The 14,826-nt window shown below is 66.8% G+C and carries 13 protein-coding genes; 3 read left to right on the top strand and 10 right to left on the bottom strand.

All coding sequences use genetic code 11. The annotated features are described in order from the left end of the window. Positions 1 to 4 precede the first annotated feature (4 nt). From F468_RS0109545 to rpmE, 4 genes are all read right to left on the bottom strand, one after another. Positions 5 to 1,225 carry a malic enzyme-like NAD(P)-binding protein gene (locus tag F468_RS0109545; protein ID WP_018138115.1) on the bottom strand — a complete coding sequence of 407 codons (1,221 nt, stop codon included), beginning with the start codon at positions 1,223 to 1,225 and terminating at the stop codon, positions 5 to 7. A 75-nt stretch (positions 1,226 to 1,300) separates the two neighbouring features. Continuing rightward, the gene (locus F468_RS0109540) at positions 1,301 to 2,158 is read right to left on the bottom strand and encodes a M48 family metallopeptidase (RefSeq protein WP_018993239.1); all 858 of its coding nucleotides are present in this window, start codon (positions 2,156 to 2,158) and stop codon (positions 1,301 to 1,303) included. Beyond that, a complete protein-coding gene (locus tag F468_RS0109535) occupies positions 2,155 to 2,931 on the bottom strand; it encodes a thermonuclease family protein (RefSeq protein ID WP_018995038.1) in 777 nt (258 codons plus the stop codon). The genes F468_RS0109540 and F468_RS0109535 overlap by 4 nt, the downstream gene beginning before the upstream one ends. Before the next feature lie 370 nt (positions 2,932 to 3,301). Beyond that, positions 3,302 to 3,505, bottom strand: coding sequence for a 50S ribosomal protein L31 (gene rpmE / locus F468_RS0109530; protein WP_018174932.1), 204 nt, complete (start codon positions 3,503 to 3,505; stop codon positions 3,302 to 3,304). 337 nt (positions 3,506 to 3,842) lie between these two features. On the opposite strand from rpmE, the gene rimO reads away from it, so the two are divergent. From rimO to bioD, 3 genes are read left to right on the top strand one after another with little or no spacing between them, the layout of a single operon-like run. Then, positions 3,843 to 5,204, top strand: coding sequence for a 30S ribosomal protein S12 methylthiotransferase RimO (gene rimO, locus F468_RS0109525; RefSeq protein WP_026296524.1), 1,362 nt, complete (start codon positions 3,843 to 3,845; stop codon positions 5,202 to 5,204). Positions 5,205 to 5,231: 27 nt separating this feature from the next. After that, positions 5,232 to 6,128, top strand: coding sequence for a phosphoribosylaminoimidazolesuccinocarboxamide synthase (locus tag F468_RS0109520; RefSeq protein WP_018995036.1), 897 nt, complete (start codon positions 5,232 to 5,234; stop codon positions 6,126 to 6,128). Continuing rightward, a complete protein-coding gene (bioD, locus tag F468_RS0109515; protein ID WP_018138121.1) occupies positions 6,125 to 6,844 on the top strand; it encodes a dethiobiotin synthase in 720 nt (239 codons plus the stop codon). The genes F468_RS0109520 and bioD overlap by 4 nt, the downstream gene beginning before the upstream one ends. Here the strand turns inward: bioD and F468_RS0109510 are convergent. The 6 genes from F468_RS0109510 to tkt all read right to left on the bottom strand — a co-directional run bounded on the left by F468_RS0109510 (position 6,772) and on the right by tkt (position 14,635). After that, positions 6,772 to 7,575, bottom strand: a complete 804-nt coding sequence (locus F468_RS0109510; protein ID WP_018138122.1) for a lipid-binding SYLF domain-containing protein — start codon at positions 7,573 to 7,575, stop codon at positions 6,772 to 6,774. The two genes, bioD and F468_RS0109510, sit on opposite strands and share 73 nt — an antisense overlap. 91 nt (positions 7,576 to 7,666) lie before the next feature. Further along, positions 7,667 to 8,731, bottom strand: a complete 1,065-nt coding sequence (fba, locus tag F468_RS0109505) for a class II fructose-bisphosphate aldolase (protein WP_018138123.1) — start codon at positions 8,729 to 8,731, stop codon at positions 7,667 to 7,669. Positions 8,732 to 8,800: 69 nt separating this feature from the next. Beyond that, positions 8,801 to 10,231 carry a pyruvate kinase gene (gene pyk, locus F468_RS0109500; protein ID WP_018138124.1) on the bottom strand — a complete coding sequence of 477 codons (1,431 nt, stop codon included), beginning with the start codon at positions 10,229 to 10,231 and terminating at the stop codon, positions 8,801 to 8,803. A gap of 37 nt (positions 10,232 to 10,268) precedes the next feature. Further along, complete coding sequence (locus F468_RS0109495; RefSeq protein ID WP_018174936.1) at positions 10,269 to 11,447, bottom strand: phosphoglycerate kinase; 1,179 nt, start codon at positions 11,445 to 11,447, stop codon at positions 10,269 to 10,271. Positions 11,448 to 11,585: 138 nt separating this feature from the next. Continuing rightward, a complete protein-coding gene (gene gap, locus F468_RS0109490; protein ID WP_018138126.1) occupies positions 11,586 to 12,584 on the bottom strand; it encodes a type I glyceraldehyde-3-phosphate dehydrogenase in 999 nt (332 codons plus the stop codon). 50 nt (positions 12,585 to 12,634) lie between these two features. Then, on the bottom strand, positions 12,635 to 14,635 hold the full coding sequence (gene tkt / locus F468_RS0109485; RefSeq protein ID WP_018138127.1) for a transketolase: 2,001 nt from the start codon (positions 14,633 to 14,635) through the stop codon (positions 12,635 to 12,637). Positions 14,636 to 14,826: the final 191 nt, after the last annotated feature.

The following is a 14,826-nucleotide window of genomic DNA, read 5'->3' as shown; positions in this document are numbered from 1 at the left end:
CTCCTTAGCGGCGGGCAACCCCGCTGTCGCGCGCGGCCTGTGCGACCGCCTGCGGCACAGTATCGATCAGGCGCGGATCGAACGGGGTCGGCAGAATGTAGTGCGGACCAAACTCGAGCGCCTCCAGGCCATAGGCGTCCAGCACGGCCTGCGGGATCGGCTCGCGAGCCAGTTCGGCCAGCGCATGCACGGCCGCGACCAGCATCTCGTCATTGATCCGGCGCGCGCGCACATCCAGCGCACCGCGGAAGATGAACGGGAAGCCCAGCACGTTGTTGACCTGGTTGGGGTAGTCCGAACGGCCTGTCGCCATGATCAGGTCGTCGCGCGTCTCGAGCGCCAGTTCCGGCCGGATCTCCGGATCCGGGTTGGACAGCGCGAAGATCACCGGCTTTGGTGCCATGGACTTCAGCATCTCGGGCGTCAGCAGATCGGGGCCCGACAGCCCGATGAAGACATCCGCCCCCTCGCAGGCGTCCTCCAGCGTGCGCGCCTCGGTATCGACCGCGAAGATCTGCTTGTACTCGTTCAGGTCGTTGCGCTGGCTGTGGATCACGCCCTTGCGGTCCACCATAAACAGGTTCTTCTTGCTCGCCCCCAGGCGCAGCAGCAGTTGCATGGAGGCGATGCCGGCCGCGCCGGCGCCAACGCAGACGATCTTCGCGTCACTGAGCTTCTTGCCCTGGATCTCCAGGGCATTGACCAGACCGGCCGCGGTGATGACCGCCGTGCCATGCTGGTCATCGTGGAAGACGGGGATATCCAGACGCTCGGACAGGCGGCGCTCGATCTCGAAGCAGTGCGGCGCGGCGATGTCCTCGAGGTTGATCCCGCCGAAGCCGCCGGCAATGCGGGCCACGGTGTTGATGAAGTCCTCCGGCTGCGGCGCATCCACCTCGATGTCGTAGACGTCGATGTTGGCGAAGGCCTTGAACAGGACGCCCTTGCCCTCCATCACCGGCTTGGCCGCCAGCGCGCCGACATTGCCCAGTCCCAGCACGGCCGTGCCATCGGTGATCACCGCGACCAGGTTGCCCTTGCCGGTATAGCGGTAGGCCAGCTCCGGATCGGAGGCAATCGCGCGCACCGGCGCGGCCACGCCGGGCGAATAGGCCAGGGAGAGGTCATCCTGGGTCGCCGTGGGCTTGGTGATGTGGATGGCCAGTTTCCCGGCCGGCTGCTGTTCGTGGTAGTCCAGCGCGCGCTGGGTGAAATCGTTGGACATGGCGTTGCGGGGCCTTTCAAGCAGTGGCTGTCAGAGTGCAGCGGGGTTCCGGGGCCGGTCCGGCCCCGCGACCGGTCAGTTGACCGGGTGGGTCGGCACCGAGGAGCGCCGGGCCTGTTCGTACAGCGGCCGGAACTCGTCGGCCATGCGGGTCAGGTCGCGCTGGCGCGACTCGGGCGCCGGGTGCGTGCTCAGGAACACCGGATGACTTCCGTTGGCCTGTTCCGCCATCTTGCGCCACAGGCTCGCGGCCGCGTCCGGATCATAACCGGCCCGCGCGGCCAGTTCGATCCCGATGCGGTCGGCCTCCGCCTCCATCCGGCGGCTGTGCGGCAGCTGCACCGCGAGCGCGGCCCCCAGGGCGGCGCCGGTCAGTGCGACGGGCGAGCGGTCGCCGGTCATCGCATAGCCCGCTACCGCGAGATTGCTGGCCAGGGCCACCGACATCTTCTCGGCCGTGTGCGCGGACAGCGCATGGGCGATCTCGTGGCCGATGATCTGCGCCAGCTCGTCGTCGGTCAGTTCCAGTTGCTCGATGATGCCGGAGTAGATCGCCATCTTGCCACCGGCCATGGCGAAGGCGTTGACCGTGTCCGGTGCCTCGATCACGCGAATCTCCCAATCCCAGTCGGCGGTCTCGGGGCGGTACTTGACCGCCTGCGCCACCACACGCTCGGTGATCTGCTGTACGCGCGCGGTCATCTCCGGGTCAGCGTCCACCCTCCCCTCCTCGCGCGCCGGGGCCAGCATCTCCACATAGGCCGTGCGCGAGGCGTCGATCGCCTGGTTCTCGGAAACGAGCATCAGCTGCGAGCGCCCGGTGACCGGGTTGGTAGTACAGCCCGGCAGCGCAACGGCCAGGCCCGCGCCGATCAGCAGCGTCAGGGCCAGCGCCGCCCAGCGACGGGGAAACAGGCGGGACAGGGCGTTCATGGATCAAGCACCTCGAGATCAAAGGGGTGGCGGATACGCATCCGCCCTCGCTCCCTCCAAGGATACACCGCGCCGCGCGCAACAACGGTGTTACCCAGCAGTGAGCGTGGTTCCAGATCCTCGAAAAAATCGCGGTCATCGCCGGAGATCAGCAGGTCCAGCGGGCCGTCCAGTACGAGCACCCAGTGCGGGTCGCGCACGCGCACGTCGATCACCTCGCCCTGGACCCGCAGCCGCCCCTGCGAGCGCTCGCGCGGCGGCTCCAGCCAGCCGACCGGGAAGGCCTCGAGCCGCTCCAGCCAGAGCCCTCGTGACGCTTCCCGTGCCACGGTCTCGGCCCCGTAGTAACACTCATCCAGGGGCCCCGGTTCCGGGCCGGGGCGCGGCATCGCCAGGCCATCACCAATCAGACTGGCCGCCAGCAGCGGCCCATCGTCGATCCAGGCATGCATGCGCAAGCGGCCATGGGCGTCGCGGGCCGGACGTCCCGGCAACAGCACCAGGCGCTGATCGACGCCGCGCAGGCGTTCCTCCAGGGATTCGCGCGAGTCCAGCCCGAAGCCCACCGGTAACAGCTGTGGCGCGACCGACGGGAGTGCGGCCGCCGATGCCAGACCCAGCAGACGGATATGTCGCCCGTCTTCCAGCTCCAGGGCATCCGGCGCCCAGACACGCTCGACCGTTACGCGCTGCAGATCGCGTGGGTCGTGGTCCTCCAGTGCACACTGCGCCGCGGCCCCCGGGGCGAGCAGCCACGCCGAAAGCGCGACCAAACAAACGAGGGCGCCCCGCGGGACGCCCTCGTTACATGGCGCGAGCATCCACTGGACGCCCCGCCAGAAACCACCTCGCGCCATCGGGCGCGAACGCACTCTAGGGAGACGCTGGTCTAATCGCACGTCCGCGTTGACACCCCAGGTTTTCCGAGACAAGGCGCGGTGCGCAGCCGGTAGTGGTTCTACCGGCAAGGGCCGCAACGCCGGATCGGGGAACCTGGGGTGCCAACCCCGAAGGGGCTCGGCCGCTTTTGCGCGAGAACGGCGTTGCGGTTCCTTTGTGCAGAATGACTGCACGGCAGTCACCGCGCCTTGTTCGCACGCAAAAGCGACTCGAGCGCGGACGCGCGTTTAGACCAGCGTCTCCCTAGAATGCGAAGCGGCGGTTGAACTTGTCGACCTGACCGGCGGTGTCAACGATCTTCTGCTTGCCGGTGTAGAACGGGTGGCACTGCGAGCACACGTCCAAATGCATCTCGTCTTTCGAGAGAGTGGAGCGGGTCTCGAACTGCGAGCCGCAGCTGCAGATGACCTTGACGTTGTGGTAGTTCGGATGAATGTCGGCTTTCATGGTCGGCTCACGCGTGTTCTGGCGAAAAGTGCGATAGCATAGCCGCCTTTCCGGGGCTGTTGCAAGGTCCTTCGTGAAGGCCGGCAAGCGGGCCCTGTGTACGCAAGCCCCTGAAGATAGCGTCCCTTCGAGGCATTTGGGGCGGCCTGTGGATAACCTTGTGGACGGATTGTCAACGCCGGCCGCCAACGGGGCCAAAAGGGGCGGCGCAACCCGTCCCCGAACGACACCCTGTCCACGCAACCCGTTAAATCAAAAGAACAATCGGGGAGTACACCGGCTGACGCACCACGATCGGGGCGCGCCCGGAGCAGCTCCCAGAAGGCGATAACGTACTGTGAATAAAAGCAACACCCCGTCTCCCGACAACGCGCAGCGCGTGGGCTTTGTCAGCCTCGGTTGCCCGAAGGCCCTGGTCGACTCCGAACAGATCCTGACGCGCCTGCGCGCCGAAGGCTACGAGATCGCCGCCGACTACGACGGCGCGGACCTCGTCGTGGTCAATACCTGCGGCTTCATCGACGATGCGGTGGCCGAATCCCTGGACGCGATCGGCGAGGCCCTGGATGCCAATGGCCGGGTGATCGTCACGGGCTGCCTGGGCAAGGATGCCGAGCGCATCCACGAGACCCACCCGGGCGTGCTCGCGGTCACCGGCCCGCATGCCTACGAGGAAGTGGTGGGCGTGGTGCACGAACACCTGCCGCCGCCGGCGGCCCCGTTCGAGTCACTGGTGCCGCCGCAGGGCATCCGCCTGACCCCGCGCCACTACGCCTACCTGAAGATCTCCGAGGGCTGCAATCACCGCTGCAGCTTCTGCATCATCCCCAGCCTGCGCGGCGACCTGGTCAGCCGCCCGATCGGCGAGGTGCTGGCCGAGGCGGAGCGCCTGGCCGCGGCCGGCGTGCGCGAGATCCTGGTGATCTCGCAGGACACCTCGGCCTATGGCGTGGACGTGAAGTACCGCACTGGCTTCCATGGCGGGCGCCCGATCCGTTCCGACATCGCCCACCTGGCCGAGGCACTGGGCCAGCTCGGCATCTGGGTGCGTCTGCACTATGTCTACCCCTACCCGCACGTGGATCGGCTGATCCCGCTGATGGGCTCGGGCGAGGACGGTGGGATCCTGCCGTATCTGGACATGCCGCTGCAGCACGGCCACCCCCGGGTACTCAAGGCGATGCGCCGCCCGGCCGCCGCCGAGCGCGTACTGGAACGCATCGCGAGCTGGCGCGAGCAGGTCCCCGACCTGACCCTGCGCTCGACCTTTATCGTGGGCTTTCCGGGCGAAACCGAGGCCGAGTTCGAGACCCTGCTGGAGTTCCTGCACGAGGCGCAGCTGGACCGCGTCGGGGCCTTTGCCTACTCGCCCGTGGAGGGCGCGGCAGCCAATGACCTGCCGGACCCGGTGCCGGAGGCCGTGCGCGAGGAGCGACTGGCGCGCTTCATGGACGTGCAGGCCCGGATCAGCGCCGAGCGGTTGCGCCGCCGGATCGGCAGCCAGCCGGTAGTGCTGGTCGACGAGGTGCACACGGACGGGACCGTGATTGCCCGCTCTGCCGCGGAGGCCCCGGAGATCGACGGCGTGATCCGCGTGGCCGGGGTCGACCCGGAATCGGTGGATGCCGGGGACTTCATCGAGGTCGCGATCACCGACACCGACGAGCACGACCTGATCGCCGAACTGCCAGACGACTGACCACAAGCCGACCGAACGGAAGCACTGATGAGCGACGCCCTGCTGGAAAGCCACATCCCCGATCTCGAACTGGTCCATCGCGGCAAGGTGCGCGACCTGTACGCGGTCGACGCCGACCACTTGCTGATGGTCACCACCGACCGCCTGTCGGCCTTTGACGTGATCCTGCCCACCCCGATCCCGGGCAAGGGGCGGATGCTGACCGCAATTACCGAGTTCTGGATGCACAAGGTCGAACGCGAGCTGGGCATCCCCAACCAGCTGACCGACATCGCGCTGGAACAGGTGGTCCCCGACCCGGCGATCCGGGCGCCACTGGAGGGCCGCAGTCTGGTGATTCGCCGGCTCGAGGCGCTGCCGGTGGAGGCCGTGGTGCGCGGCTACCTGATCGGGTCCGGCTGGAAAGACTACCAGGTCAGCGGCGCGGTCTGCGGCATCCCGCTGCCGGCCGGCCTGGAACTGGCCTCGAAGCTGCCGGAGGCCATCTTCACCCCCAGCACCAAGGCAGCGGTCGGTGATCACGACGCGAACATCGACTTCGCCACCGTAGTGGACACGATCGGCGAGGAACGGGCGCAACAGGTGCGCAAGGCCGCACTGGCAATCTACGCGATGGCGCGCGACTACGCGGCCGAGCGCGGGATCATCATCGCCGATACCAAATTCGAGTTCGGGGTGGACGCGAACGGGACCCTGCACCTGATCGACGAGGTCCTCACGCCGGACTCCTCGCGCTTCTGGCCGGCGGACCAGTATGCGCCAGGCCGGAGCCCCGAGTCCTTCGACAAACAGTACGTGCGCGACTATCTCGAGACCCTGGACTGGGACAAGACCGCTCCCGGACCCGAGCTGCCGCCCGAGGTCGCGGAGCAAACGGCTGCGCGCTACCGCGAGGCCCTGGAACGCCTGACCCGCGACGCATGATCGAAATGCCGCCACAGGGCTTGTTCGTCACGGGCAGCGACACCGGCGTCGGCAAGACCTTCGTTGGCTGCGCCCTGCTGGCAGCGTGGCGCGCCGAGGGCCTGGACCCGCAGCCACGCAAGCCGGTGGAATCTGGCTGCCCCGAGCGCGACGGCACGCTGTTCCCCGAGGATGGCGCCGCCCTGACCGCGGCGGCCGGCCTTCCCGCAACGGCCGTGGCGCAGGTGACGCCGTGGCGGTTTCCCGATGCGCTGGCACCCGATCAGGCCGCTGCGCGCCAGGGTGTGCAGCTGACGGTCGCGGAACTGGTTCAGGCCTGCGAGGTGCCGGGTGGTGGCCCCCGACTGGTGGAGGGTGCGGGCGGGTTCTATTCGCCGCTGTGCGGCGATGGCCTGAACGCCGACCTGGCGCAGACCCTGGGCCTCCCGGTCCTGCTGGTCGCCGAGGACCGGCTAGGGGTGTTGAACACCTGCCTGCTGACGCTGGAGGCCCTGGAACGTCGTGGCCTGCAACTGGCCGGGATCGTGCTCAACCGTCGCCACGCCGATACCGATCCCCTGCTGGACAATGCCGGGGCGCTGGCCCGGTACACGGCCGCACCCATCCTGTCGCTGCCGGAGGGGATAGCCCCGGAGGAGGCGACTCAGAAGCTCTCCACCTGGAAGTCGTCCTGGCGGATGCCGCCTTCGCCCGGGGTGACCTCGTCCAGGGTTTGATCCGGGCGCATGTCGCCGCTCCCGGTCGTCGGCTCGGCGGCCTCTTCGGGCTGGCGGAAGGAGGCCAGCAGGTCGCGCAGCTCGCGCGTCCCGGCGTGATCCACGCGTCGGCTCTCGATGATGTGCACCGGTCGCTGCGCCTCGCCGTAGTACGCCTCGTTGAAGTCGTCACGCACGGTCAGGCGCGAGCCGGACAGGCTCATCCCCAGATAGGCCCCACGCGAGCGGGAATAGGTCAGGAAGTCGGCCGTCGGGGTGGAGCCACGCCCGGCCCCGACCGGACCGGCGGCAACGGAGGCATCGGCGCCGAGACGGATCGCCGAACCGAACATCGAGTCCACCGCATCCTGGGTGCGCGCGACCATCACCACCTCGGCGGCATCACCCCCGAACTGCATACCAAAACTGATCGACCCGGCCGAATAGAAGGCAACCGGCGAGTAGTCGCCCTTGTCCTCGTCCCAGGCGAGGAACACACCCATGCCCCCGGAGCCCCCGATCAGGAACGCGCCGCGTCCAATACGCGGGAAGATGACGACACCTCGGGCGGTGCGCAGATCTTCCTGGAGGTGTTCGTATTCGGGGTGCGTGGCCATACGCTCCAGCGTGACCTTCGCCCGGTCGACAATGTCCTGCGGGTCAACCTCGCGGCTGAACGGGTTGGCGTGGGCAGTGGCGGACAGCGCAGCCACCACCAGCGCGGTCAGGCAAAGATGGATCAGTCGCTGCATTGGGTAAACGCTCCGGATTGCTCGGAATTGGCGACATGATCGCATAAAAAAAGGGGGCCGAAGCCCCCTTTTCCGTGCTGCGATCCGCAGATCAGTTGACCTTGGGATCCAGCTCGCCAGACAGGTAACGCTTGACCATGTCGTCCAGGGAGATCGGCTTGATCTTGGACGCCATGCCGGCGCAACCGAAGGCCTCGTAACGGGCCTGGCAGATGTCCTTCATGGCCGCGGTGGAGGCCTTAAGGAATTTGCGCGGGTCGAATTCCTTCGGGTTCTCGGCCAGGAACTTGCGCACCGCACCGGTGGAGGCCATGCGCAGGTCGGTGTCGATATTGACCTTGCGCACGCCGTGCTTGATGCCTTCCTGGATCTCTTCAACCGGCACGCCATAGGTCTCGCCCATGTCGCCGCCGTACTTGTTGATGATTTCCAGCCACTCCTGCGGAACGGAGGAGGAGCCGTGCATGACCAGATGGGTATCCGGGATGCGGTTGTGGATCTCCTTGATGCGCTGGATGGCCAGGATGTCACCGGTCGGCGGACGGGTGAACTTGTAGGCGCCGTGGGAGGTACCAATGGCGATCGCCAGGGCGTCGCACTTGGTGTTCTTCACGAAGTCGGCAGCCTCGTCCGGGTCGGTCAGCAGCTGGTCGTGGGACAGCTTGCCTTCGGCACCGGAGCCGTCTTCCTCGCCGGCCATGCCGGTTTCCAGGGAACCCAGGCAGCCCAGCTCGCCTTCCACGGACACACCACAGGCGTGGGCGATCTCGGAGACCTTGGCGGTCACGTCACGGTTGTAGTCGTAGCTGGCCGGGGTCTTCATGTCGGGCATCAAGGAGCCGTCCATCATCACCGAGCTGAAGCCGGACTGGATGGAGCGCAGGCAGACCGCCGGCTCGGAGCCGTGGTCCTGGTGCAGCACGACCGGGATGTCCGGATACTGCTCGATGGCGGCAATGATGTTGTGACGCAGGAAGGGCTCGCCGGCGTACTTGCGGGCACCGGCGGAGGCCTGAATGATCACCGGGGAGTCGACCGCGGCGGCCGCTTCCATGATCGAGTGGACCTGTTCCATGTTGTTGGCGTTGTACGCCGGCATGCCATAGCCGTGCTCGGCGGCATGGTCCAGCAGTTGACGAAGGGAGATCAGTGCCATGGGTTCCTCCTTAACGGGATCGGACTGACGTAGTAAAAGCTCTTGGGTCTTCCAGGGGGCCGCGTCGGCTCACAACTCGTCGCCAACGCGCACGATCTTCATGGCATTGGTACCGCCATGTTCGCCCTGCAAATCACCCTTGGTAATGATAACCAGCCCGCCATCCTGCACGACGCCCTCGGCCCGGAGCAAGTTGACCGCCTCACGGTTCAGACTCTCGTGGCTTTCGGGGATCGGCTCCAGGATCCGGGGGTATACCCCGCGATAGAGCGTCATACGGCGGCTGGTGGACTCGTGCTGGGTGAGCGCGTAGATCGGAATACCGGAGCTGATACGCGACATCCACAGGGCCGTGGAACCGGATTCGGTCAGTGCGGCAATGGCCGCCACGTCCAGGTGGTTCGCCGTGTACATCGTGGCCATCGCGATGGCCTCGTCGACGCGGCCAAAGGTCGAATCCATGCGGTGGTCCGACTGGCGCGCGGCGCGTTGGCGCTCGGCGGCCTCGCAGATCCGGTCCATGCTCTCGACCACGCGCGCCGGATAGCGCCCCGTCGCGGTCTCGCCGGAGAGCATCACGGCGTCCGTGCCGTCGAGCACCGCGTTGGCCACATCGAAGACCTCGGCACGCGTCGGGATCGGGTTCTGGATCATGGTCTCCATCATCTGAGTCGCCGTGATGACCAGACGATTGAGCGTACGCGCCCGCGAGATCAGGGTCTTCTGCACGCCGGGGAGCTCGGCGTCACCAATCTCCACGCCGAGGTCCCCGCGCGCGATCATGATCACCTCGGAGGCCGCGATGATCTCGTCGATCACCTCCAGGGCCTCGGAGCGCTCGATCTTCGCGCAGATCCCGGCCTCCCAGCCGGCGTCATTCAACAGGCTGCGCGCCAGGTGCAAGTCCTGCGCGGAACGCGGGAAGGAGACGGCCAGGTAGTCCACCTGAAGCTCGGCCGCCAGACGGATATCCTCGCGGTCCTTTTCGGTGATCGCGGGGGCGGACAAGCCACCGCCCTGGCGGTTGATGCCCTTGTTGTTGGACAACTCGCCCCCGACCACGACGGTCGTCTCGATGCGCGCCCCGTTGACGGCGGTCACCTTGAGCACGATACGCCCGTCATCCAGCAACAGGATGTCGTCGGGGCGCACGTCCTGCGGCAGTTCCTTGTAGGTCAGCCCGACCTGGGTCCCATCCCCGGCGTCGCGATCCAGGTCCCCGTCCAGCGCGAAGGACGCGCCTTCCTGGAGTTGGACCCGACCTTCGCGAAAGCGGTCGATGCGGATCTTGGGGCCCTGCAGATCGCCAAGGACGCCGACGCAGCGACCCGCGCGATCCGCCGCGGCGCGCAGGCGGGCGAGCCGGGTACGATGGTCATCCGGGTCGCCATGCGAGAAGTTCAATCGAACGACATCCACGCCGGCCAGGATGATGGCCTCCATGGCCTCGTCGGTATCCGTGGCCGGCCCGAGGGTGGCCACGATCTTGGTACGTCTCATCCGCGTCGTTCTCCGTCAGCGGAGAGCGCGCCGGGCATCAGCCGCGGGCGCGCTCTTCCAGGATGGCGACGGCCGGCAGGGTCTTGCCTTCGAGAAACTCGAGGAAGGCGCCACCACCGGTGGAGATGTAGCTGATGCGATCGGCCAGGTTGTACTTGTCGATCGCGGCCAGGGTGTCGCCCCCGCCGGCGATGGAGAACGCATTGCTCTCGGCGATGGCCTCGCCCAGGGCCTTGGTACCGGCGGCGAACTGGTCGAACTCGAACACGCCGACCGGGCCATTCCAGACGATGGTGCCAGCGTTGCGCAGGGCCTCGGCGTAGGTCGCCGCGGTATCGGGGCCGACGTCGAAGATCATGTCGTCATCGGCTACGGCATCGACAGACTTGGTCTCGGCCGGGGTGGACTCAGAGAATTCCTTGCCCACGGTCACGTCGGTCGGCACCGGGATCTCGCCGCCCTTGGCGCGAGCCGCCTCCATCAGGCGCTTGGACTCATCGACCAGATCGGCCTCGTACAACGACTTGCCGACACCGTGGCCCTGGGCCGCGATGAAGGTATTGGCGATGCCGCCACCGACGATCAGCTGATCCACCACGCTGGACAGCGATTCCAGCACGGTGAGCTTGGTCGAGACCTTGGAGCCGCCCACGATGGCCACCAGCGGGCGCTTCGGGGTCTCGAGGGCCTTGCCCAGGGCCTCGAGTTCCTTGGCCAGCAGCGGACCGGCGCAGGCCTGCGGGGCAAACTTCGCCACACCATGGGTCGAGGCCTGGGCGCGGTGAGCGGTACCAAAGGCATCCATCACGAACACGTCGCACAGGGCCGCGTACTTTTTGGCGAGCGCCTCGTCGTCTTTCTTCTCGCCCGCATTGAAGCGGACGTTTTCGAGCAGGATGACCTCACCCGGCTGGGCGTCCACACCGTCGAGGTAATCCCGCACCAAGCGCACTTCGCGGCCCAGCAGACCGGCCATGTGCTCGGCGACCGGGGCCAGGGAATCCTCCTCGGAGAACTCGCCCTCGGTCGGGCGGCCCAGGTGCGACATCAGCATCACCGCGGCGCCGGCGTCCAGCGCCTTCTGCACGGTCTCCAGGCTCGCACGGATACGCGCGTCGGAGGTGACCTTGCCGCCTTTCACCGGCACGTTCAGGTCCTGGCGCACCAGCACGCGGCGGCCATTCAGGTCGAGATCGGTCATCTTGATGACAGACATGGGAGTACCTCTCGGAAATACGTTGAACAGATAAAGGCTTCGGGCCAGCCCCGTTCGGGACTCGCCCCAGGCCTCTGGATCCCGGCCAACCCGGGACAAGGAAAACGGCCGGGCCCGCGAGGACCCGGCCGTCAGGCCTTACTTGGCGACGTGCTCCACCATGCGCAGCATGTTGCAGGTGTAGCCGTACTCGTTGTCGTACCAGGCGACGACCTTCACGAAGGTCGGGTCCAGCTGGATGCCGGCGCCGGCGTCAAACACGGACGGGGCGGTGTAGCCACGGAAGTCCGTGGAGACCACCAGCTCGTCGGTGTAACCCAGCACGCCCTTCAGCTCGCCCTCAGAGGCCTTCTTCATGGCCGCGCAGACGTCGTCGTACTTGGCGTCGCCGTTCAGTTCCACGGTCAGGTCGACTACGGAGACGTCGGAGGTCGGCACACGGAAGGCCATACCGGTCAGCTTGCCGTTCAGTTCCGGCAGCACCTTGCCCACGGCCTTGGCCGCACCGGTGGACGACGGGATGATGTTCTCCAGGATGCCGCGGCCGCCGCGCCAGTCCTTCATGGACGGGCCGTCAACGGTCTTCTGGGTCGCGGTGGCGGCGTGCACGGTGGTCATCAGGCCACGCTTGATGCCCCAGGTGTCATTCAGCACCTTGGCCACCGGAGCCAGGGCGTTGGTGGTGCAGGAGGCGGCGGAGACCATGTTCTGGCCCGCGTAGTCACCGTGGTTAACGCCATAGACGAACATCGGGGTGTCGTCCTTGGACGGCGCGGACATCACGACCTTCTTGGCGCCGGCGTCCAGGTGCTTCTGGGCGGTCTCGGCGGTCAGGAACAGGCCGGTGGACTCGATCACGATGTCGGCGTTGATGTCGCCCCACTTCAGCGCGGACGGGTCCTTCTCGGCGGTCAGGCGGATGCGGTTGCCGTTCACCACCAGGTGGTCGCCGTCGACGCTGATGTCGCCTTCGAAGCGGCCGTGCACGGAGTCGTAGCGCAGCATGTAGGCCAGGTACTCCGGATCCAGCAGGTCGTTGATACCGACCACCTGGAGGTTCGGGAAGTCCTTGGCGATGGCGCGGAAGGCCATGCGGCCGATACGACCGAAGCCGTTAATACCAACCTTGATCGACATAGGATGTCTCCTCTCTTTCTTGCTTATGCGAAATCGATGCGGACGTAAGCTTAGCCGTTCAGCACGTCACGGGCGATCTGGGCGACGTTCTCCGGCTTGAAGCCAAAGTAGTCGAACAGGGCGCCACCCGGGGCCGACTCGCCGAAGCGATCCATGCCGAACACGGCGCCGTCCAGTCCGGTGAACTTGTACCAGCCCGCGGTGGCGCCGGCCTCGACGGCCACGCGCTTGCGCACAGCGGCCGGCAGCACGGCCTCGCGGTAGGCGGGGTCCTGCTGCTCGAACAGTTCGACGCAGGGCATGGAGACGACGCGCGCCTTCTTGCCCTCGCCGGCGAGCTCCTCGGCCGCCTTCACTGCCAGCTCGACCTCGGAGCCGGTCGCGATGAAGATCAGGTCCGGGGTGCCGTCGCAGTCTTTCAGCACATAGCCGCCTCGGGCGATATTGGCGAGCTGCTCGCCATCACGCTCCATGTGCGGCAGGCCCTGACGCGACAGGATGAACGCGGACGGGCCATCGGTGCGTTCGATGCCGGCCTTCCAGGCGACGGCGGTCTCGACCGCGTCGCAGGGGCGCCAGACGTTCAGGTTGGGGATCAGGCGCAGGCTCGGGGTCTGCTCGATCGGCTGGTGGGTCGGGCCGTCTTCGCCCAGACCGATAGAGTCATGGGTCAGGACATACATCACGCGCTGCTTCATCAGCGCGGACATGCGGATACCGTTACGGGCATAGTCGGAGAAGATCAGGAAGGTACCGCCGTACGGGATAAAGCCGCCGTGCAGGGCGATGCCGTTCATGATCGCGGCCATGCCGAACTCGCGCACGCCGTAGTAGACGTAGTTGCCCGCGGCATCGTCCTTGCTGACGCCCTTGGAGCCGGAATACATGGTCAGGTTGGAGCCGGCCAGGTCGGCGGAGCCGCCCAGCAGCTCCGGGACGGCCGGGGCCATGCCGGCGATCGCGTTCTGCGAGGCCTTGCGCGAGGCGACCTTCTCGGCCTTCTCGACAGTTTCCTTGATGTAGGCGTTGGCCTTTTCGCTCCAGTCGGACGGCAGGTCACCGGCCATACGGCGTTCGAACTCGGCGGCCAGTTCCGGATGCGCCTGCTTGTACGCGGCAAAGCGCTCCTTCCACTCGGCCTCGGCCTTGGCACCCTTGTCCTTCGCGCTCCAGCCTTCGTAGATGTCGTTCGGGATCTCGAACGGGGCGTGGTTCCAGCCCAGTTCCTTGCGGGTCAGCGCGATTTCGTCGTCACCCAGGGCGGCGCCGTGGCACTCTTCCTTGCCGGACTTGTTCGGCGAACCAAAGCCGATCACGGTGCGGCAGCAGATCAGGCTCGGTTTGCCGGTTTCCTTGCGCGCCTCTTCGATCGCGGCCTTGACCGCATCGGCGTCGTGACCATCGACGCCACGCACGACGTGCCAGCCATAGGCCTCGAAGCGGCCCGGGGTGTCGTCGGTGAACCAGCCTTCCACTTCGCCGTCGATGGAGATGCCGTTGTCATCCCAGAAGGCGACCAGCTTGCCCAGGCCCAGGGTGCCAGCCAGCGCGCAGGTCTCGTGGGAGATCCCTTCCATCATGCAGCCGTCGCCGAGGAAGGCGTAGGTGTTGTGGTCGACGATGTCGTGCCCGGGCTGATTGAAGTGCGCAGCCATCATCTTCTCGGCCAGCGCCATGCCCACCGCGTTGGAGATCCCCTGGCCCAGCGGACCGGTGGTGGTCTCCACACCCGCGGTGTAGCCGTACTCCGGGTGGCCCGGGGTCTTGGAGTGCAGCTGACGGAACTGCTTGAGCTCGTCCATCGGCAGGTCGTAGCCGGTCAGGTGCAGCAGCGAGTAGACCAGCATGGAGCCGTGGCCGTTGGACATCACGAAGCGGTCGCGGTCGGGCCAGTGCGGGTTGCCCGGGTTGTGCTGCATGTAGTCGTTCCACAGCACTTCGGCGATGTCCGCCATCCCCATCGGCGCGCCCGGGTGGCCGGAATTGGCCTTCTGGACGGCATCCATCGACAGGGCGCGAATGGCATTGGCAAGCTCTCTACGGGTCGGCATGCTGAACTCCTGCTCTTTCGAAATAGTGTTTGGGTTCGGCTGGCGGCGATCAGCGGCGCGGGGCACCAGCGGCGGCCAGACCCGGACAGGTCGACCGATCGAGGGCACACAGATCCTGCCGGCGCTCAAAGACACGGAATGGCCCGAGCAGCCCCAGCAAAGGCGATGCATTTTGGCCACTTTCCGCGATC

Source organism: Thioalkalivibrio sp. ALJ2, assembly GCF_000378325.1.
Lineage (GTDB): Bacteria > Pseudomonadota > Gammaproteobacteria > Ectothiorhodospirales > Ectothiorhodospiraceae > Thioalkalivibrio.
Note: the sequence above shows the minus strand (reverse complement) of the source record. Positions and strands in the feature narration are given on the sequence as shown.

Coding starts and splice junctions, on each gene's coding strand:
- F468_RS0109545 (WP_018138115.1), bottom strand. CDS start 1,225: ATGTCCAACGATTTCACCCAGCGCGCGCTGGACTACCACGAACAGCAG.
- F468_RS0109540 (WP_018993239.1), bottom strand. CDS start 2,158: ATGAACGCCCTGTCCCGCCTGTTTCCCCGTCGCTGGGCGGCGCTGGCC.
- rpmE (WP_018174932.1), bottom strand. CDS start 3,505: ATGAAAGCCGACATTCATCCGAACTACCACAACGTCAAGGTCATCTGC.
- F468_RS0109520 (WP_018995036.1), top strand. CDS start 5,232: ATGAGCGACGCCCTGCTGGAAAGCCACATCCCCGATCTCGAACTGGTC.
- bioD (WP_018138121.1), top strand. CDS start 6,125: ATGATCGAAATGCCGCCACAGGGCTTGTTCGTCACGGGCAGCGACACC.
- F468_RS0109510 (WP_018138122.1), bottom strand. CDS start 7,575: ATGCAGCGACTGATCCATCTTTGCCTGACCGCGCTGGTGGTGGCTGCG.
- fba (WP_018138123.1), bottom strand. CDS start 8,731: ATGGCACTGATCTCCCTTCGTCAACTGCTGGACCATGCCGCCGAGCAC.
- pyk (WP_018138124.1), bottom strand. CDS start 10,231: ATGAGACGTACCAAGATCGTGGCCACCCTCGGGCCGGCCACGGATACC.
- F468_RS0109495 (WP_018174936.1), bottom strand. CDS start 11,447: ATGTCTGTCATCAAGATGACCGATCTCGACCTGAATGGCCGCCGCGTG.
- gap (WP_018138126.1), bottom strand. CDS start 12,584: ATGTCGATCAAGGTTGGTATTAACGGCTTCGGTCGTATCGGCCGCATG.
- tkt (WP_018138127.1), bottom strand. CDS start 14,635: ATGCCGACCCGTAGAGAGCTTGCCAATGCCATTCGCGCCCTGTCGATG.